Here is an 18,881-nt window from a genome sequence, read left to right on the forward strand (position 1 = left end):
TTTATTTTAGTTAAAAATTCATCTCATTAACAGATATCCTAATTTAAAAAATTATTTAATTGCTGTTCATCTATTTTTAATATATTTATTATGAAGATAATGAAAGAATTTTTCCATTTTAAAACCTTATAACACGTTAAATATGAAAAAAGTAACAGGCCTTGGCGGTGTATTTTTTAAAAGTGACAATCCGAAAGCAATGAATGAATGGTATGCGAAGAATCTAGGGCTGCCCACTAGTGATTACGGAACAACTTTTGAATGGAGAGAAGTTGATGATCCATCGAAAAAGGGATCCACCACCTGGAGCACATTTTCTAAAGATTCCACCTATTTCCATCCATCCACCCAACCCTTTATGATAAATTATCGGGTGGAAAATATTGTTGCATTGGTTGATGAACTAAAAAAGGAAAACGTAACTATTGTTGATGAGATTGCAGAATATGATTATGGCAAATTTGTTCATATACTCGATCCCGAAGGAAACATCATTGAGCTTTGGGAGCCAAAAGATGATGTAGATTCGGATAGTGAGACAGCGTAAATCTTAATGCATACTAGTGTATGGTGATTTAAAATTAATCACCATACACTAGATGAAAGAGATTATCCTTATAAAAAGTTAATCCTATTGATTGACCATTTTTAAACAGCTCTAGACTTTAACTCTTTTTTGATCTCGTTGATTTTTTTGTAATTCATGATCACAATAGAAGATAGAGCAAAGGGGATCGCTACTAAAGCACTAAATCCTTTTTTAATGGATACATATATTCCCATTGCTAATAAGATAAGGAGCATAACAGCTAAACATCCAGTAATCACAGAAATAGTTTTTTTTGTATTCAGCAATTCCTCACCGCTCATTTCCTGTAGCGTCTTATTTTTCATAGGTTGAATTATTTTTAATATTTCGATCTTATCCGCTACTGATCTCCGTTCTTTCATAGCGAACCTGATCCTATGACACGTTAAAATTAATTTTATTGATTCTATATAACAATCTTTTTAAAGACCTCTGGATTTTAATTCCCTTTTCATCTCATTGATTTTTTTGTAGTTGAGGATTACAATCGTTGATAAGGCGAAGGGGATAGCCAATAAGTTGTATTCCTTTTTCATCGCAAACATCACAAATTGAACAAGAAGCGTTACTGCTAAAAGTCCAGCGATTACGGCAGTCTTTTTTTTAGTACTTAGCAATTCTTCATTGCTCATTTCCTGTAGTGCTTTATTTCTCATGGATTGAATTATTTTATAAACTATTTTTATTTATTTTTCTTTGATGTTTCATGCTATCTTACTTCCTATCAAAACTGATTACACATTATTTATAAGAGTTTATTCTATGATATAGATCCTCATAAGAAACAAATATACATTAAAGATAAATTAATTTTATGATTAATAATAGCAGCTGTAAGTAAAATTTAACTGATTTTTTAATAAAGTAAATTGCTTTATAACAGCACTTCTTTATCCGTCGTTCCATCTTTCAATAAATCAGCAATACTTTTCAGGGTTCTTTGAGAGATTTGCTCCAAAGCTTCTCTTGTAAAAAAGGCCTGATGAGCCGTCAACAAAACATTTGGAAAACTCATCAATAACTGAATGGTATCATCTTCAATGATTGTCGTGGACAAGTCCTTGAAGAATAGTTTTTCTTCCTGTTCATAAACATCGATTCCCAATAGCCCTATTTTTCTTTCTTTCAATGCTTTGATCGCATCATTTGTGTGGATCAGATTACCTCTACTTGTATTGATAATTGTTACCCCATTTTTCATTTTGTCCAGAGACTCCTTATTGATCAAGTAATGGTTTTCAGGAGTAAGGGGGCAATGCAGAGAAATGATATCCGACTCAGCAAAGAGCGTATCTAGATCCACATATTTCACATGAAGATCTAGCAGTGTTTGGTCTGGATACAGATCATAAGCGATGACTTCTGCGCCGAAGCCTAAAGCGATTTTCACAAAAGCTTTCCCTATTTTCCCTGTTCCGATGACACCAATTTTCTTTTGGTATAGATTAAATCCCAATAGACCATTCAATGCAAAGTTTTGTTCACGAACACGGTTGTAAGCTTTATGCGTTTTGCGATTCAAGGTCAACAGCATAGCCATGGTATGTTCCGCAACCGCTTCAGGTGAATAAGCGGGAACGCGACAAATTTGGATTCCTAATTCTTTTGCTGCATCTATATCCACATTATTAAATCCGGCACATCTCAGTGCAATCAATTTTACCCCTTTTTGAGCAAGTACCTCTATGACTTCTCTGTTCAATCGGTCATTCACAAAAACACAGACGGCATCTTCATTTTCAATTGCATTGACAATATGAGGCCCGAGGTGCGTTTCATAAAAATTGAGTTCAAAACCATATTTTTCATTTTCTTTCTCGAAAAACTCTTTATCGTAAGGCTTGGTTGAAAAGAAGGCTATTTTCATATGAATTATTTTTATATAATAAATATACGGTATTAGTTTGTGTTCAAGGGAAGCTGTTCTTGTTATTTATTCCATTGTTTAACCGAGAGGGAGGGAACGAATATCAGAAGATATCAAGAGCAATCGATTACTATTGCAATGTCATGTGGATCTTTTAGCACTTTATGAAAGATACTTTTCCATCTTAATATCTGCTCGCTCATAGCGCCCATCCTCAAGCTCTGTTTCTTCAAATCCATATTTTCGGTCAAGTCGTATAGCCGATTCTAATTGCTTATTTGAATAAAGAATTAATTTCTCAATATGTTTAGATTTCGTGACTTCAATAGCATGCTCAAGGAGCAATGTACCAATACCATATCCTTGTGCTTTATTGCTTACGGCCATTTTTCCAAGTTCAAATACCTGGTTGCTTTTCTTTAAAAGAGATGCTGTCCCCACGATGTCATTGCCTAATTTTGCATAAAAAATAAAACCACCCTTATCAATGATTTCTTCTTTCGGATTCGAAAGAGTACGTTTATCCTCCTCTTCGATACGGAAGTATTTTTCTAACCATTAATAGTTCAGCACTTTTATGGCCTCTTTATGCTCCTCTGAAAAGTCTATTATTTCAATATTTTCACTTGTCTTTTTCTCCATGATATTTCAATTGTACTGCGACTATTTATGCGATATTCTTTCGATAAGATAATAGAATTATGGTTGAAATAAAAAAATCATTCATTAAATGACATTTTTCTTATCATCTATGTTAGCAAAGGTAGCAGTAGAATTCAAAAAGATCAGTTACAACGATCTGTTTTTGAGGGGTACAGATTAAGAAATGGCTTTTACAATAGACCCTTCGTTTTTTATACTTTTCTCCTTAGCTCCAGTACGAAACCCTAAGTAATTCTTTGACGTAAAAATTAGCGCTCACAGCTGAATCAAATTTTTAATGAGCTGTAACATTTAGACTTATTTACGAACTAACATATCGATAAGTTTGTATAAACACTTTCAACAATTCATCAAGATATGTTGCAATTTCAGAATTTCAAAAAGCAATATGGAGACCATTTGGTTTTAGCTATACCACAATTTACACTGGAAAAAGGGGTATACTGGCTACAAGGGGAGAACGGATCTGGTAAAAGCTCTTTATTAAAATGTATAACAGGTTTATTGCCTTTTGATGGCGATATCTGCTTTTCCGGATACTCCTTAAAAAAGCAATCTTCAAAATACCTGTCTTTAGTAAACTACGCCGCTACAGAACCTGCTTTTCCAACATTCCTATCGGGAAAGGAAATCGTTGAATTTTATGTGAAATGTAAAAAAGGAAATCCCACTAGTTACCAAGATCTGATCACAAGCTTTGCTATGGAAGATTATTTACAACTACCCATTGCGCAATATTCAAGTGGTATGTTGAAAAAATTATCATTGGTATTGGCATTCGTAGGATCATCCCAATTCATTGTTCTCGACGAACCTTTTATCACCCTCGATCCCTCCTCCAGCAAAATACTCGAACAGTGGATCAACTATAAAAGACATGCGGTTACATCGATTCTTTTTTCATCCCATCAAGATGACATACCATTTGAGGCCATACCGCTGAAAATCCAGCACAAAGAATTAATATCATTATGAACCGAGTTCTGATTCCTCTATTCGTTACAGCTTATTTTAAGAAATATGCGAACACCTTTTTCATACTCTTTGGACTATTGGTCAGTTATTTCCTATTCATTCAGACCGCAGGTGATTTTTTTGAACACAGTCAAGAATACTGGTCATTTTTAATACCGATTCAGGTTGTCCAAGAACCCATTTCATTAGCCTTATTTTTCCTCATTAGTCTTCTATACGCTTACTCATGCATGCGCTTTGTCCGACAGCAGCTTTACGAAGATTCCACTAATTTTCTACAGCTTAGTTTGAAAGGATTGGGTATAAAAGAAGAATTTCGCATTTGGCTCATCGTATATAGTCTGCTGTTTTCACCCCTTATTACCTATGGGCTTTTTGTCATCGTAATCGGTTTCCTTTTGGGTGAAGCACCTTTTATGTATTTCATTCTGGGTATTATCCTCTTGCCATTACCTATCTCTGCCTATTACACAGCGCGATTGTATTGTTTCAAACATCGGGATCGACGACTTTTTCTTTCTTTCAGATATAAAGGATGGTGGAACAGTTTGCTTGGAATAAAGCTAGCCTATCATCTCCAATATAATAAGTTACTCATCGGATTAACCAAAGGATTCGGCTTAGTGCTTATCTATTTATTTCTATACCCATTTGATGTTCGCGGATGGGATATACGAACTGTTTACCTACTGGCTATGTGTATCGCTTTGCTACACACGGTACTGCTCTATAAAGAGTTTATCTATGAAGCAGTGTATATGACCTTCACCTTAAACTTTCCCTATCGAATGATCCAACGGTATGGACATCGCGTATGGTATTTCTTGATTTTATGTATTTTAGAATTGTCCTTTGTCTGCTATTTAACCAATATTCAGTATGCGCTGTTATTCCTTGTTTTTTTATTGGCCAACATCTTGTTTTTGAATAGTCTCATTTTGTCTATCGGTAATCAAGCATTATTGCTCGTAAAGATCTTGACACTCTATTTTTTCATCTGTATACTTTTGATTTTGTATCATATCTTATGGGTTCTGATGGCAGCTATACTGATCCTTTCGATCCTATTATTTTTTAAGCATTATCATCTTGTCAAATATAAACTGTAAACCACCGTGTACTCGCTATTGTCCTGTCCAAACAAATGATTACTTGGATTCATAGTTAGTAAAAACCTGTTAGTACTGTTTTAGTATATGCCTCGTTCATTCTACGGACAATTCATACATTAACATTTTAGCTTTATTGTTCCATTTTCTTTTTGTATTTGTTTATCTCCCCATTCCCTTAAATAATTAATGAACGGAATTAATTCCTGGCCAACATCCGTTAAAGAATACTCAACTTTAGGAGGAACCTCTTGATACACTTTTCTGTCAACCAAATGATCACTTTCCAACTCTCTTAACGTTTGTGTAAGCATTTTGGGTGTGATGTCAGGAAGAGATTTTCGGAGTTCGCCATAACGCATGATATTGCGATTGTGTAGGTACCACAAAATGCGGCCTTTATATTTTCCACCGATTCTCCTAAAGGCATAATCAACAGAACAAATAGGGATGTCAGTATTTTTATTTTTCATTCGTTCATTTTATTAGTCTGATAAACAGCACGGTAACTTTTTAGTGCGTAGGGTACAAAAAAGTGCATACTTGATACAAAGGTATTACTAAAATACCTTTACAGAAAAAAATAGCATGAAAAGAAGAGAATTGTTAAAAGTCGGTGCCACAGGAGCTATAGCATCACTACCTGCATTTACGTCATATGGACATGATTCAAAAAATAATACCATCGAAAATTCAACAGGAGGTTATCTTAAATTTCGTTTAGGAAAACTGGAATTATTAGTGGTTACAGATGGTCATGTCTTGATCAGCCCAGCACAACCCATCATTGCGCCAGGGATTGCTAAAGAAAGGGTAAAAGCAGCTATGGAGGATAGTTTCATGCTATCTGATAGCGTGGATGCTGCCATTAATATTTTAGTGATTCGCAAAGGCAAAAAGATTATTATCATAGATACAGGAAGTGGAGCAGCACTTGGGGATCAAGCAGGAAAATTTTTAGAAAATCTCATGGCAACAGGAATCAGACCAGAAGAAGTAACCGATATATTCATTACCCATCTCCATGTCGATCATATCGGCGGTATCCTTGATGCTGCAGGTCAACAAGTATTTCAACAAGCCAACTATCATTTATCTCAATTGGAATATGATTTTTGGATGTCTGCGGATCCTGATTTTTCCAAAAGTAAGGATACAGGCTCCCATACCGAAAGTATTGCATTAGCGCGCAAAGTTATTGCAGCTATTCAAGATAAAATACAGCTATTTACCATCGGAGAAACATTGTTTGGTTGTCTAAAGACAGCATTAGCAGCTGGCCATACCCCAGGTCATCCCACATTGACTATTTTCTCAGAAGATCAAGAAATGACACATATTGTCGATACAGCACATACCAGTTTGCTACTTTTGCATCCAGAATGGGGGACAGAATGGGATACCAATTTTGAAGAAGGTGTAGCTACGAGACAGCGGATATTACAAGAACAAGCAAAGAGCAAAGAGTTAACGATGTCCTGTCATTTACCTTGGCCAGGATTAGGCTATATCGTCCAAAAAGATGAAGGATTTGATTGGGTTCCCCTGTCATTTTCTACCCCGCAATTATATGGATAATAGGAGCAAGGTTCCTAAGATAGGGGTTAGGTCATATAGCAAATCCAGCTAATTTAACAGCATGATAGCAACGTATCTCTAATCGAAAGCAGTAAGTTTATTTTATTCCATCTGTCAGGAATAATAATTAAATTTAAAAAACAGATTAAGACTTAGAAATAGAAAATATGAAAAAATTAATCGTATTATCATTTGTTGCATTGACCATGTTCAGCTGTAAAAACAAGGGATCAAAAACAGATAGTTCAAATTCCGCTACACAGAAAGAAGTTGCCGTAGAAACAACAACTCCACTCGGTTTGGGATGCTATGTTTTTAATGATAACAAAGACACTGTATCCTTAGAAATTACCTCAAATGAAAAAGAGATCAAAGGAAATCTAACCTATTCATTAGCAGAAAAAGACAAGAATTCAGGAAGTATTACTGGGCAATTGAAAGACAGTATTTTGATCGCAGATTATACTTTTCAATCCGAAGGAACAACATCTGTTAGACAAGTTGCTTTTAAAGTTGAAGGAGATACACTTATCGAAGGATATGGCGTATTTGACCCAACGGGTACAACCTTTAAAAACGTTAATAACATTGATTTTACATCAAAAATGCCACTTATAAAAACGGATTGTAATAAATAAATAGGGAATCGCATAAATCATGTTGTATCTGTATATATTCGTTGCTATAGCAGCTTTGAGCTATATTTTTTATTTAATTAAAAGAAAACGGGAGGATGATAGTATTTGGGATCACTCGATGACATTCAGGGGTTTTGTATGAGGTGTCATGTTGTTTGTATGCATGATCATTGAGATAATTAGGTTATTGTCTTAATCCGTCATTGGTTTGTTGTTCTTGTGCAGATAAAGGATTATTTAAATGATTAAATTTTTAGAAGAGGTTATTCGCGCTTATATTGAATTTATTGAGGATTATAAATGCTTAATAAAAAGTCAAGGTAAAGACGAAGCTATTCTTAGGAAAGAAAGGAAAGGGGAGATTGGTGGACATAAGTTTTGGTATCATGGAGCGGGATGCCGTCTTGAAAAGGAGGGTGTTATCTGTGAATTTGATTATTTACCTGAAAACGGTTTCCCAGTAAAATTTACTAACTGGGAAATCTATGAATTTATTAACAGCCATAATAAATGGAAAGAAGTAAAGTATAGTTTAGACGACATTCATGCAGCTTTGCTAAATTTAGTTGAACGTAATAAGCTTTTTCTGTTAGAAATAGAAGGAGTTAAATTTCCCATTTTTCAGATTAAAAATACTGATGTTTTTAAATAATCGTCTATTTGATTAAAAAGATGGTTTTTACTATCCGCATCGATAATTAATGATATGGAAAAAAAGATACATACTAACACCAAAAACTGTTGAAATTGCAAATAAGCTTGATCAGGATTTGGCTAGTTCAGAAGAGTTAATAGAAATTGTTTTAACTGAAGATGATTATAATGGTCTTGAAAAGTTAGGTTTTTTTAGTTTTTTGAATGATCTTGTGAACGTAAATATTGATGATTATGAAGATGAAGTTATTGTTGGAGATGATCATATTCGAAAAGTTCTTAGCTCCATAGATTCTTTTGATAAGGCTAATAAACAAAAATCATTACTTAATGAAATTAGAGAATTATTTAGAGAAGCATTGATACGAAAGACCGGTGTGTATTTTTATTTTTAAACATGCGGTGTAAGATGGATTTATATTAAGATTATGGGTGATAAATTTGAAAAATGGAATATTAATGAGCAATTACCTAATGATCTTTCTTTTTATAAAATAGAGGGAGTTTATAGTCAATTGGTGATTTTGCTAAAAAACTTAATTGATAACACACAAATTTTAGAAATAAAGTTTGAATATTTCGTTTCATATAAAGTCATTCTTGATTTAGCATTAATGAAAATGGTTAATGAAAACCCGACATTTAGAGGTTTTGCTCGAACAAATTCTTCGAGTTATTTAAGCTCAATCATTGAAGGTAGTTATGAAATTATTAATAAAAATGAATTGGAACATTTTTTAATTTACAATATCGACAATGCAATTGAAGTGATATCGGACAAAGCTGGTACTTTTAGGTGGTTTGATAAAGAGGAGGTTAGAAATTGTCAAGGTTTGTAATTGAAAATGACAAATTAAGAATAAGTTATGCAGAATAATTTGAATACAAATGAAAAATATGAATTACTTATTTCAACGCTGAATATGGTAATCGCTCCAGTAAAAGAAATAAACGTTCCTTATTCAGACACCGTTCAAAGTAATTTGGAGGAACTTGAGGGAGATTATTATACATTTTTAAATCAAGACTATGTAGAAGAATTGTTTAAGCTAGGTATGGTTTCTGAAGAAGGCTTTGGGATGATAATGAAGATTAGGACAGTGATAGACAATATAGAGCAGAATAAATGGAATGTTAAAGATTTTTTAAACGACAAGATTTGGATGGAAGTTCGTAAACTTACCATTGAGTTATTCTTGACAGATTTGAAATAACTTGAAGATATGTGTTAGAGTTTTTGCACTTTATTGCTTTAAAAGTTCTGCATAAATTTTATAATTTTCTTCATCAAAACATACAAAAATTACCTGCTTAATTTTATCAGTTTTTACCAGAAAATTAGACACCGTATGAACAGCAATTTGTGCTGCCTTTTCTTTAGGAAATTTATAAATACCCGTACTGATATTCGGAAATGAAATAGAGCTTACACCATTGTTTATGGCTAGTTTAAGGCTGTTCAAATATGCTGATGCTAGTAAATTTTCTTCATTGTTTTTACCATCATTCCATACAGGGCCAATGGTATGAATGACAAATTTAGCAGGAAGATTACCTGCAGTAGTTATAACAGCTTCTCCTACATGACAACCGCCCTGTTTGTTTCTGATTATTTGACAATCTTCAAGTATTGCTTTGCCACCAGCTCTATGTATTGCTCCATCAACGCCACCTCCACCAAGGAGGGAAGTATTAGCTGCATTTACAATAGCATCCACTTCAATCTTAGTAATATCGCCTTTTATTAATTTTATCATTTTAACCTCACTTTAGTATCTGGTAAATTTTTTAGTTTATAGAGATCATTTTGTAAATATAACAATGTGAGAGTAATTTTAGTAGTTCTAGCAGAATGATAAGCTGACGAAGCTATTTCAAATAATTTAGGTGCTATTACAATAACAATTGCAGAAGCATTGATTTTGATGGTATGGATCCTGTTTTTATTTTATTTTTATAGATTTAGGACTAATCTAGAATTATTTTACAGCATCTTATGTTGTATTGATTATTTATTAAAAGATAAAATAGAATGCGATTGATATTATTTGTTTTTGGATCGTTAATGGTTTTAAGTTGCCATAACACCAGTAAAAGTGAAAATACCAAGTTAGTTGATTTACCATGGAAAGATCAGGAACTGCCAAAAGAAGAAGTTGATTCATTATGGCGTAAAGCTATCAATGACGGAGATTTCGGAGCATATAATAATATATCAAATAACTATCTCCTTAGACTAAAGAATTATGAGCTTTATTATTATTCATTGTTAATGGCAAACAAATATCAATGTCCAGAAGCTTACGAACATCTATACTTTATTCTAACAACAGGAGCAACAGTTAATGGTGTTAATATGATTAGTAGTGATAGCATAACTAAGAATCAAGCTATATTTTATCTATTAAAAGCCCATGAATTAGGATATGAGGGAGCTAAATCTAGTATTCATGAGATATTTGGTGATAGTATTCTGCCTCCAAAATCAGATGTTTACTTAAAGAAAATTCAAGGCAATTATAAAAATTTAAAATTGTAATCTTGAAGAGAAAATTATTATAAGCCTACTAGTAACAATTCTATTTGATTTAATAATGAAGAATCTCTTTATACTTTTTACCGCATTGTTCCTTACTGCATTAAATTTAATTCTCGCTCTTTTTTGGTTTGACAATTTGTATTTTAAGACCACTTCCTTCTCATAACAATCATCAGCTATTCATCCTGCCCCTAAGCAGGGATACTGCGGGGTATAAGCGTATCAAGAGCGTTATTCAAGAAAGCACGATATTCGGAGATGGTAAGAGCGTGGTAAGTGCGTACTAAGAGCGTTAAAGGTATGCTTTTAACACACTATGTACGCTTTTACCATGCACTATGTACGCTTTATCCCTACTTAGTCCCTAGCTAGGGACAGGAGAACCCCTATATGAAGTACGGTAAGTCGTATAGTATTTTATTACTATTCCTTGGAAAATGTCTTGATGGCATTTAATGCCGCTATCGCTAGCCCATTATTTGGGTATTCCCTTAATACCATTTCGTAATAATATCTTGCTTTGGTGGGTTCGTTTGTTTGTGTGTAACAAAAAGCAATATTGCAAAGCGCCATCTCCCTATAGCACATTTTGGATGAACTTAATATAGTGATATACCTGAATTTATCGACCCAAGCATTTTTTGTAAAAAAAGTTACACTATTCTCAAATTTTTCAATTGCTTTTCTGAATTCACCTTTTTTAATCAGAGACATTCCTTTTTTATGGCTCAAAGGCACAGCGGTCTTTAAAACAATAAGTAGAAGCAAGTAAATGATCACGCTATAATGAATGGAATTGAAACCAAATTTCAGCACATAACCTATCATAATTAAGAATAAAAATACCAGCATATGGATCAAAATTGATATCCATGACACTTGTCGAACTATCGGTATATTAGAAGACATAATTGGTTTAATTTCATATAAAAATAATGTTTCTATATGAAATAGAGTCTTTTTTAACTAACTTTTGTTTAACTCAAATCTGCATTGAAAGAACGTGTATATGCTGTGTTCAGTTTTATCAAGGGGTTGGAATCTACACATGTATTAGAACCACTAGCATCTGCTGATTATGCGAGTAAACAAGAGTGGTTGATACATTCTATGATGTAATGGTGCATATCAAAAATTGGAATCAAGATCTAGCGGAATTTAGGTTGATCTTACTTAGCGCTTATTACTATTGAAATCCGTTATTATCATTCTTTTTACTTCGTGATTATTTGTATAGTTCAGTTTTTCAGAGCCACATATCCCACAAGCCCAAACCACATATTTGAAAGGTTTTTTGAGTTGATATTTATTTTTTGTTATCGGTATATTTAAATTTTTGCAGGTTTCACAAAAACATTTATCCCGATCTTCTTTTGAAATTTTTAAGTCCTCCATCTGTACGAAAATCTTGAATTCCTCCAAGATGAAATCATTAGCGTTTTCAAGTGTCAATCCAGGGTTGAATAAAACAACATCATCATATGTCAAACGATCTAAATCTTCGTTAATTTCATAAAATGCGATATATCTATAGTTATAACCACTTTCCATTGTAACTTTAAACATTTCGCAAAAAGCATATTCCATACTAATTTCCTTTCTAATGGCTTTATTCGCAATTATCAGGGCATACTGATCTAATAACTCTTCTTCGGTTTTCTCAATATTAAGATTTAAATCATGAGCACATTTCCAAAAATACTCTTCTCTTTCTTCCGTTGAATCAAAGTCTAAACCTGCTAAAACAAATAGATTTTCGCTTTCATACCCTAATTTTAAAACCTGAACAGCCCAGTCAACAAATATCTTACTGTCAGATTGGCTTAATGTTCTTTCTGCTAAAACTTCGAGTGTTAGTTCTTCAAGTTTCATATTGTTAAAATTACGATGAATAAAAGGTAATGCTCATAAGAAAAAACATATTCGTAAATATCCATTTATCAGCTGTTAACGTCAGCCATCTTTTTCTTTGTCAATACTGATGTTAACAGTAAGGCTATCATCCCTGAAGCAATAGCCGTTACGATGACATGACCATATTGCTTTAGCTCAAGTCCATTGTATAGTCTTATCGAAATAATGACCAACATCAGTAAGACAAAAATTATCCAATAGGTACTGCTAATACCAGTGTTGCTAGCTGCTTTCTTTGGAAGTTTGTATACGGTGTAAGCAATCACTATCCCACCTAATAATGTACTCGCATGTTGCAATATTTTTAATAGAGGTATTGTATGGTTTAACATGACAATGGAGTCGGAGAGCACTGAAAATCTTTTCACGAAAAATCCATCATCATGTGTAAAACTGTCCCATAAGATATGTGAAAACGCACCGATTAGTATTGACGTTATCACTATAAACCAATGCTCTTTAAAATAACCATTCCAGTTGAACGATTTAAACCCGATAAACCGTGATTTGAAAAAGGTTGGCAACTGATCAAATAAGGTATTGCGAACGCTATTATGAAAGATAAAAGCAAGTAACAACCCCAATGGTAGATCGAACCAGAAAACTTCACTTATAGTATGACTGTAATCACTTTTGATCCTCATTCTTAAAAAATATTCAAAGTCAGGAGTGAGGCTGCCAATTACAAGACCAGTAGTTGAAAACCATTTTTTAGACACATATTTTAATGGTAATACTAGTGCTGGATGAGAAAATGTAAATGGCATACAGTATTTTAATTTGTTTTTAAGCGTTATCGATATTCTGTATTTACTTTTCACATTACAGAACGCGCAATTTATGTAATTTTCTTTAAAGTAAAAATAATTTAAGAACATATCCTAAAGATGTTTTTTTAAAGACTATATTAAAATCAATCATTCTTAGTAGGAAAATATCTTATTTTCAATTCCAGTATGGTACGATTAAAAGCTTAACAGAGGACGCGTACATTTCATCGTCTGTAATGTTTCAATTCCAGTATGGTACGATTAAAAGTAATGAAAAATTAGGTCAGCTAAAACAAGCTCAAGCAGTTTCAATTCCAGTATGGTACGATTAAAAGGTGATCCCAAAAGGAAATCAGAATATTTCAACCAAGTTTCAATTCCAGTATGGTACGATTAAAAGGTGATCCCAAAAGGAAATCAGAATATTTCAACCAAGTTTCAATTCCAGTATGGTACGATTAAAAGAAAAGTACTTCCAGTTTATAAACGTAATGGTTTTAAGTTTCAATTCCAGTATGGTACGATTAAAAGCTCTGTTCGCAACGCATGGATAGGAGTGGGGTATCTGTTTCAATTCCAGTATGGTACGATTAAAAGTATGAAAGAACGACATGCTGAAGTAGCTATTGAAATGTTTCAATTCCAGTATGGTACGATTAAAAGTTTATATCCACATAAGGCTTCCAAACCAGCTAACATGTTTCAATTCCAGTATGGTACGATTAAAAGTAATTATGGTGTTAATACTCCTGCAGGGGTTGTTCAGTTTCAATTCCAGTATGGTACGATTAAAAGCTCCATAATGACTATGGTGAATCAAAATCATATAGTTTCAATTCCAGTATGGTACGATTAAAAGTATTTGAATCCAGATTAATAGTACGAATAACAGTATTGTTTCAATTCCAGTATGGTACGATTAAAAGCTTTTGACCAAAAGCCCTTGATGACATCCTATCAGCAGTTTCAATTCCAGTATGGTACGATTAAAAGTTCACTATTTTGAACAACCTTTAATAATGAATCAATAGTTTCAATTCCAGTATGGTACGATTAAAAGTCCACGTCTAGAAGCAATAAAATATCTATCCTCTAAGTTTCAATTCCAGTATGGTACGATTAAAAGGTAAAGCCGTTTCGAGATATGGGAGTTAAAGAAGCGAGTTTCAATTCCAGTATGGTACGATTAAAAGTGACGATGTTGTTTACTTATTATGTAGCCGGTGTTTTGTTTCAATTCCAGTATGGTACGATTAAAAGTTTTTCGTTTAATTTCGAACGCATTTTCGCCTTCATTGTTTCAATTCCAGTATGGTACGATTAAAAGCTTTCTTTTGATTTACATATGTCACACTGTCAAGCTTGTTTCAATTCCAGTATGGTACGATTAAAAGCGGGATAGCCGCGTACGTCCGCTGCACCTGTCGTATGAGTTTCAATTCCAGTATGGTACGATTAAAAGTGATACTACTTCAGTAATATTCAAGCTGAAAACACAGTTTCAATTCCAGTATGGTACGATTAAAAGTGGTGACATTGTCCACAATTTGAGCCATGTGTCTTAGTTTCAATTCCAGTATGGTACGATTAAAAGTGATACTACTTCAGTAATATTCAAGCTGAAAACACAGTTTCAATTCCAGTATGGTACGATTAAAAGTGGTGACATTGTCCACAATTTGAGCCATGTGTCTTAGTTTCAATTCCAGTATGGTACGATTAAAAGCATGGTAACACCATCAAGATCATAGTACATACTTTGTTTCAATTCCAGTATGGTACGATTAAAAGCAAGGTAAAGGTCGTGTCTATAGGTATGAACAAGAGTTTCAATTCCAGTATGGTACGATTAAAAGGTAAGATAAGTGTGTAAAAGATTTAAAATATAATTAGTTTCAATTCCAGTATGGTACGATTAAAAGGTAAGATAAGTGTGTAAAAGATTTAAAATATAATTAGTTTCAATTCCAGTATGGTACGATTAAAAGCAGAAGAAAACTAATGACTCAAGAGTTATTATTTAAGTTTCAATTCCAGTATGGTACGATTAAAAGTTTGATGTGTATACGTGCATACGGATGTTTACTATTGTTTCAATTCCAGTATGGTACGATTAAAAGCATCATTGATATTATTAATGTAACTAGCGTTACTGTTGTTTCAATTCCAGTATGGTACGATTAAAAGAAAAAAAGTCCTAAAGTCAACATAACAGCCAAATAAGTTTCAATTCCAGTATGGTACGATTAAAAGTAACGTTGACGGCGTGACTTATAAAGAGATCACGAGTTTCAATTCCAGTATGGTACGATTAAAAGTTTAAATGAATTGAGCGGAGGGTCTTATGCTAATAAGTTTCAATTCCAGTATGGTACGATTAAAAGCAATAAAACAAAAGAAAAAATAGAACAATTTTATTAGTTTCAATTCCAGTATGGTACGATTAAAAGAAGAAGATATTTGTCAATATTGCGAAAAAAATATTCTGTTTCAATTCCAGTATGGTACGATTAAAAGACCTGCAAGTGATGAGCTTATCTATGTTATCTCACGTTTCAATTCCAGTATGGTACGATTAAAAGTTGTTAAAAATTCTATTCTAAAACTCACGTAGTGTGTTTCAATTCCAGTATGGTACGATTAAAAGACCAACACATCCTATCTACGTGAACAAATACCATAAAGTTTCAATTCCAGTATGGTACGATTAAAAGATACCTTCTTTGAATTTTGATTTCATCACCACTATAGTTTCAATTCCAGTATGGTACGATTAAAAGGTTATAAGTAAAAGATACCAACGCATCAAACTGATTTGTTTCAATTCCAGTATGGTACGATTAAAAGTAAGATTGAAACTGCTTTGCCTAAAATAAGCATGAAAGTTTCAATTCCAGTATGGTACGATTAAAAGTAGCGGTTCCAGTACGATGAGGGTAAATCTCATCGTGTTTCAATTCCAGTATGGTACGATTAAAAGGGATGAATCCAATGCAGATATAGATGTGTCAGATGAGTTTCAATTCCAGTATGGTACGATTAAAAGCGGCAGTTTACAAGAATGAACTTCCTGACGATCCGGTGTTTCAATTCCAGTATGGTACGATTAAAAGTGTCAGAGCATGGAAGCTTTAACGTAATGAATGTCGAGTTTCAATTCCAGTATGGTACGATTAAAAGTTTTTTTAATCTTTTTATAAAAACATATTCAAGAATAGTTTCAATTCCAGTATGGTACGATTAAAAGTTGAATTTAAAAATAATATATTAAAGTTAGTAGACTTGTTTCAATTCCAGTATGGTACGATTAAAAGCAAGTAATATTGCTTAGTCTGTAGAAAATTTACACAGTTTCAATTCCAGTATGGTACGATTAAAAGTCGAAAAAGGAATATTAGGCGATTACGGAGAGTATTTGTTTCAATTCCAGTATGGTACGATTAAAAGAAACGCACCTCCATTCGTTTACACGTCCATATTCGAAGTTTCAATTCCAGTATGGTACGATTAAAAGTACCTAAGGTGTCCGCGGAAGTGCTAGAGGTTCAAAGTTTCAATTCCAGTATGGTACGATTAAAAGTGATATTCTAAGACGTTTCCTTTTTTCGTGTATGACGTTTCAATTCCAGTATGGTACGATTAAAAGACAAGAATTTGAGCTTCCATTGTGCTAGAGATACTTTGTTTCAATTCCAGTATGGTACGATTAAAAGGATGAAAATTAAAAGGAATATTATTTACCACAGTAGCGTTTCAATTCCAGTATGGTACGATTAAAAGGACATGCCACATTCGATGAGCTTAATAATTTGCACTTGTTTCAATTCCAGTATGGTACGATTAAAAGGTAAATCCACATACGATTAAAAGATTGTTAGCATGTAGTTTCAATTCCAGTATGGTACGATTAAAAGGATTTAACTCCAATGCGTTCAATTTGTTTAATTCCTGTTTCAATTCCAGTATGGTACGATTAAAAGTAAAAGAGTCAGTTTTTCGCCCTCTATACTCATCAAGTTTCAATTCCAGTATGGTACGATTAAAAGTATATTATTGAGGGATATAGAGATGATAATAAATCTGTTTCAATTCCAGTATGGTACGATTAAAAGTAAATTATCTCCAAAATATTTATCAATCAATTCAATGTTTCAATTCCAGTATGGTACGATTAAAAGTGAACTTGACGAAAACAGTAGGCAAAGGCTTTATTAGTTTCAATTCCAGTATGGTACGATTAAAAGTGCGAGGCTTGCCTGAGAACTCGCGCAGCTTCCAAAGTGTTTCAATTCCAGTATGGTACGATTAAAAGCTTGTCCACGCATTGTTCCTGTAGTAATGACGACATGTTTCAATTCCAGTATGGTACGATTAAAAGCATCAAAACCTTTCATATCCTCTTTAGAAAAACCGTCGTTTCAATTCCAGTATGGTACGATTAAAAGCACTTTGAGTTCGGTTTATCAAGTACATTATCAGACGTTTCAATTCCAGTATGGTACGATTAAAAGAAATAATTTTTTTTATTTAATAATTCTTTTTTATATTGTTTCAATTCCAGTATGGTACGATTAAAAGCGCCCCGATTAGTTAATTATTCTATTAATTAAGCCCCGTTTCAATTCCAGTATGGTACGATTAAAAGTTGAATTTCACACCACTAGGTTTGATTATTAAGTACGTTTCAATTCCAGTATGGTACGATTAAAAGTGTAGCGCCTGTAATTTGGCATCTTCTTTTTCTTCAGTTTCAATTCCAGTATGGTACGATTAAAAGTGAACATTGATGAAGATGTTTTTTCAAACGTTTATGTTTCAATTCCAGTATGGTACGATTAAAAGTGCATCTTGAAGAACATGTTGAAATCATTAGATGTGTTTCAATTCCAGTATGGTACGATTAAAAGCGGTTCGTTCGGCTGGTTTCGAAGATTCTATCGCGTGTTTCAATTCCAGTATGGTACGATTAAAAGTGCAAAAAGGAGATATAAAAGGAGAATATTTTCTGTTTCAATTCCAGTATGGTACGATTAAAAGAATCGTCAACGGACATCTAGGGGTGATCATTCCGCAGTTTCAATTCCAGTATGGTACGATTAAAAGCCGAATAATTCGACATACAAATATAGCATTAATTATATTTAAACACAGATTGTAATTGGGTGATTTAATTTTCAAATTAGTCGATCTCTATTGATAAGATTTCTCTAGAGTATCGACAACCCATTTTTTATTATAGAGAATACACTTTTCTGCAATAAATAAAATAAAAGATGTCAAAGATCATCCGTTGTCATCTTCATCGACGACTTTAGTTAGAATTATAAGAAGGTGTTTAATTCATTTTTTTCTTTCCCAAGGACCTCTTTCTGTAACCATTTTTCATCACGACTTTTAAATACCAAAATACTATCCTCATCTAATATCATGATTTTTTTTGCCATCACTAATAGTTCTTTCAGTTTTACTTCTGTTATTTCACCTTCGAATACAGAATTCTGAATCCAATTTAAGTATCTACGACATAATTTCAACATTTTCCCAACACGTTTTTCCCCAATATCATAAACCAGTATTACGTACAT

20 protein-coding genes and 1 CRISPR repeat array are annotated in these 18,881 nt (G+C 33.2%); of the genes, 10 read left to right on the forward strand and 10 right to left on the reverse strand.

Translation table 11 applies throughout. From position 1 onward, the window contains the following. The first annotated feature begins 142 nt into the window (after positions 1 to 142). The gene (locus tag LZQ00_RS05680; RefSeq protein ID WP_234512864.1) at positions 143 to 547 is read left to right on the forward strand and encodes a VOC family protein; all 405 of its coding nucleotides are present in this window, start codon (positions 143 to 145) and stop codon (positions 545 to 547) included. Positions 548 to 648: 101 nt separating this feature from the next. Here the strand turns inward: LZQ00_RS05680 and LZQ00_RS05685 are convergent, their stop codons facing one another. The 4 genes from LZQ00_RS05685 to LZQ00_RS05700 all read right to left on the reverse strand — a co-directional run bounded on the left by LZQ00_RS05685 (position 649) and on the right by LZQ00_RS05700 (position 2,993). Beyond that, entirely contained in the window at positions 649 to 894 is a 246-nt protein-coding gene (locus LZQ00_RS05685) for a redox-active disulfide protein 2 (protein ID WP_234512866.1), read from the reverse strand. A gap of 117 nt (positions 895 to 1,011) precedes the next feature. Beyond that, the gene (locus LZQ00_RS05690) at positions 1,012 to 1,245 is read right to left on the reverse strand and encodes a redox-active disulfide protein 2 (protein WP_234512875.1); all 234 of its coding nucleotides are present in this window, start codon (positions 1,243 to 1,245) and stop codon (positions 1,012 to 1,014) included. 218 nt (positions 1,246 to 1,463) lie between these two features. Beyond that, a complete protein-coding gene (locus LZQ00_RS05695; RefSeq protein ID WP_234512885.1) occupies positions 1,464 to 2,456 on the reverse strand; it encodes a 2-hydroxyacid dehydrogenase in 993 nt (330 codons plus the stop codon). A gap of 162 nt (positions 2,457 to 2,618) precedes the next feature. Continuing rightward, on the reverse strand, positions 2,619 to 2,993 hold the full coding sequence (locus tag LZQ00_RS05700) for a GNAT family N-acetyltransferase (protein WP_262910931.1): 375 nt from the start codon (positions 2,991 to 2,993) through the stop codon (positions 2,619 to 2,621). 483 nt (positions 2,994 to 3,476) lie between these two features. Between LZQ00_RS05700 and LZQ00_RS05705 the strand changes: the two genes are divergently transcribed. Further along, entirely contained in the window at positions 3,477 to 4,094 is a 618-nt protein-coding gene (locus tag LZQ00_RS05705) for an ABC transporter ATP-binding protein (protein ID WP_234512887.1), read from the forward strand. After that, the gene (locus LZQ00_RS05710; protein ID WP_234512895.1) at positions 4,091 to 5,203 is read left to right on the forward strand and encodes a hypothetical protein; all 1,113 of its coding nucleotides are present in this window, start codon (positions 4,091 to 4,093) and stop codon (positions 5,201 to 5,203) included. Before LZQ00_RS05705 ends, LZQ00_RS05710 begins: the two co-directional genes overlap by 4 nt. Positions 5,204 to 5,322: 119 nt before the next feature. Here LZQ00_RS05710 and LZQ00_RS05715 read toward each other — a convergent pair whose 3' ends face one another. Next, the gene (locus LZQ00_RS05715; RefSeq protein WP_234512907.1) at positions 5,323 to 5,676 is read right to left on the reverse strand and encodes a winged helix-turn-helix transcriptional regulator; all 354 of its coding nucleotides are present in this window, start codon (positions 5,674 to 5,676) and stop codon (positions 5,323 to 5,325) included. 115 nt (positions 5,677 to 5,791) lie between these two features. Here LZQ00_RS05715 and LZQ00_RS05720 point away from each other — a divergent pair, with 115 nt between their 5' ends. From LZQ00_RS05720 to LZQ00_RS05745, 6 genes are all read left to right on the forward strand, one after another. Next, the gene (locus tag LZQ00_RS05720) at positions 5,792 to 6,781 is read left to right on the forward strand and encodes an MBL fold metallo-hydrolase (protein ID WP_234512916.1); all 990 of its coding nucleotides are present in this window, start codon (positions 5,792 to 5,794) and stop codon (positions 6,779 to 6,781) included. A 167-nt stretch (positions 6,782 to 6,948) separates the two neighbouring features. Next, entirely contained in the window at positions 6,949 to 7,419 is a 471-nt protein-coding gene (locus LZQ00_RS05725) for a hypothetical protein (protein WP_234512918.1), read from the forward strand. Between the two features lie 241 nt (positions 7,420 to 7,660). Beyond that, entirely contained in the window at positions 7,661 to 8,071 is a 411-nt protein-coding gene (locus LZQ00_RS05730; protein ID WP_234512920.1) for a DUF6896 domain-containing protein, read from the forward strand. Between the two features lie 49 nt (positions 8,072 to 8,120). Next, the gene (locus LZQ00_RS05735; protein WP_234512922.1) at positions 8,121 to 8,468 is read left to right on the forward strand and encodes a hypothetical protein; all 348 of its coding nucleotides are present in this window, start codon (positions 8,121 to 8,123) and stop codon (positions 8,466 to 8,468) included. A gap of 33 nt (positions 8,469 to 8,501) precedes the next feature. Continuing rightward, entirely contained in the window at positions 8,502 to 8,912 is a 411-nt protein-coding gene (locus LZQ00_RS05740) for a hypothetical protein (protein ID WP_234512924.1), read from the forward strand. A 27-nt stretch (positions 8,913 to 8,939) separates the two neighbouring features. Next, a complete protein-coding gene (locus LZQ00_RS05745; RefSeq protein WP_234512925.1) occupies positions 8,940 to 9,287 on the forward strand; it encodes a hypothetical protein in 348 nt (115 codons plus the stop codon). Between the two features lie 30 nt (positions 9,288 to 9,317). On the opposite strand, the gene LZQ00_RS05750 is transcribed toward LZQ00_RS05745, so the two are convergent. Further along, entirely contained in the window at positions 9,318 to 9,830 is a 513-nt protein-coding gene (locus LZQ00_RS05750; RefSeq protein ID WP_234512935.1) for an O-acetyl-ADP-ribose deacetylase, read from the reverse strand. 275 nt (positions 9,831 to 10,105) lie between these two features. Between LZQ00_RS05750 and LZQ00_RS05755 the strand changes: the two genes are divergently transcribed. Further along, the gene (locus tag LZQ00_RS05755; RefSeq protein WP_234512936.1) at positions 10,106 to 10,612 is read left to right on the forward strand and encodes a hypothetical protein; all 507 of its coding nucleotides are present in this window, start codon (positions 10,106 to 10,108) and stop codon (positions 10,610 to 10,612) included. A gap of 423 nt (positions 10,613 to 11,035) precedes the next feature. Here the strand turns inward: LZQ00_RS05755 and LZQ00_RS05760 are convergent, their stop codons facing one another. From LZQ00_RS05760 to cas2, 4 genes are all read right to left on the reverse strand, one after another. Then, the gene (locus LZQ00_RS05760; protein WP_234512946.1) at positions 11,036 to 11,464 is read right to left on the reverse strand and encodes a tetratricopeptide repeat protein; all 429 of its coding nucleotides are present in this window, start codon (positions 11,462 to 11,464) and stop codon (positions 11,036 to 11,038) included. A 321-nt stretch (positions 11,465 to 11,785) separates the two neighbouring features. Further along, positions 11,786 to 12,484, reverse strand: coding sequence for a hypothetical protein (locus tag LZQ00_RS05765; RefSeq protein WP_234512947.1), 699 nt, complete (start codon positions 12,482 to 12,484; stop codon positions 11,786 to 11,788). Between the two features lie 68 nt (positions 12,485 to 12,552). Next, positions 12,553 to 13,293 carry a DUF4184 family protein gene (locus LZQ00_RS05770; protein ID WP_234512949.1) on the reverse strand — a complete coding sequence of 247 codons (741 nt, stop codon included), beginning with the start codon at positions 13,291 to 13,293 and terminating at the stop codon, positions 12,553 to 12,555. 175 nt (positions 13,294 to 13,468) lie between these two features. After that, a CRISPR array of direct repeats spans positions 13,469 to 18,399; the repeat unit is 30 nt; unit sequence GTTTCAATTCCAGTATGGTACGATTAAAAG. A gap of 218 nt (positions 18,400 to 18,617) precedes the next feature. Next, on the reverse strand, positions 18,618 to 18,881 hold the full coding sequence (cas2, locus tag LZQ00_RS05775) for a CRISPR-associated endonuclease Cas2 (RefSeq protein ID WP_234512951.1): 264 nt from the start codon (positions 18,879 to 18,881) through the stop codon (positions 18,618 to 18,620).

Source organism: Sphingobacterium sp. SRCM116780, assembly GCF_021442025.1.
Lineage (GTDB): Bacteria > Bacteroidota > Bacteroidia > Sphingobacteriales > Sphingobacteriaceae > Sphingobacterium.

Excerpts from the sequence above, each read along its gene's own strand:
- LZQ00_RS05770 (WP_234512949.1), bottom strand. The coding sequence starts at position 13,293 with ATGCCATTTACATTTTCTCATCCAGCACTAGTATTACCATTAAAATAT.
- LZQ00_RS05755 (WP_234512936.1), top strand. The coding sequence starts at position 10,106 with ATGCGATTGATATTATTTGTTTTTGGATCGTTAATGGTTTTAAGTTGC.
- LZQ00_RS05705 (WP_234512887.1), top strand. The coding sequence starts at position 3,477 with ATGTTGCAATTTCAGAATTTCAAAAAGCAATATGGAGACCATTTGGTT.
- LZQ00_RS05745 (WP_234512925.1), top strand. The coding sequence starts at position 8,940 with ATGCAGAATAATTTGAATACAAATGAAAAATATGAATTACTTATTTCA.
- LZQ00_RS05685 (WP_234512866.1), bottom strand. The coding sequence starts at position 894 with ATGAAAAATAAGACGCTACAGGAAATGAGCGGTGAGGAATTGCTGAAT.
- LZQ00_RS05710 (WP_234512895.1), top strand. The coding sequence starts at position 4,091 with ATGAACCGAGTTCTGATTCCTCTATTCGTTACAGCTTATTTTAAGAAA.
- LZQ00_RS05680 (WP_234512864.1), top strand. The coding sequence starts at position 143 with ATGAAAAAAGTAACAGGCCTTGGCGGTGTATTTTTTAAAAGTGACAAT.
- LZQ00_RS05730 (WP_234512920.1), top strand. The coding sequence starts at position 7,661 with ATGATTAAATTTTTAGAAGAGGTTATTCGCGCTTATATTGAATTTATT.
- LZQ00_RS05760 (WP_234512946.1), bottom strand. The coding sequence starts at position 11,464 with ATGCTGGTATTTTTATTCTTAATTATGATAGGTTATGTGCTGAAATTT.
- LZQ00_RS05750 (WP_234512935.1), bottom strand. The coding sequence starts at position 9,830 with ATGATAAAATTAATAAAAGGCGATATTACTAAGATTGAAGTGGATGCT.
- LZQ00_RS05765 (WP_234512947.1), bottom strand. The coding sequence starts at position 12,484 with ATGAAACTTGAAGAACTAACACTCGAAGTTTTAGCAGAAAGAACATTA.
- LZQ00_RS05690 (WP_234512875.1), bottom strand. The coding sequence starts at position 1,245 with ATGAGAAATAAAGCACTACAGGAAATGAGCAATGAAGAATTGCTAAGT.
- LZQ00_RS05695 (WP_234512885.1), bottom strand. The coding sequence starts at position 2,456 with ATGAAAATAGCCTTCTTTTCAACCAAGCCTTACGATAAAGAGTTTTTC.
- LZQ00_RS05725 (WP_234512918.1), top strand. The coding sequence starts at position 6,949 with ATGAAAAAATTAATCGTATTATCATTTGTTGCATTGACCATGTTCAGC.
- LZQ00_RS05715 (WP_234512907.1), bottom strand. The coding sequence starts at position 5,676 with ATGAAAAATAAAAATACTGACATCCCTATTTGTTCTGTTGATTATGCC.
- LZQ00_RS05720 (WP_234512916.1), top strand. The coding sequence starts at position 5,792 with ATGAAAAGAAGAGAATTGTTAAAAGTCGGTGCCACAGGAGCTATAGCA.
- LZQ00_RS05735 (WP_234512922.1), top strand. The coding sequence starts at position 8,121 with ATGATATGGAAAAAAAGATACATACTAACACCAAAAACTGTTGAAATT.
- LZQ00_RS05740 (WP_234512924.1), top strand. The coding sequence starts at position 8,502 with ATGGGTGATAAATTTGAAAAATGGAATATTAATGAGCAATTACCTAAT.
- cas2 (WP_234512951.1), bottom strand. The coding sequence starts at position 18,881 with ATGTACGTAATACTGGTTTATGATATTGGGGAAAAACGTGTTGGGAAA.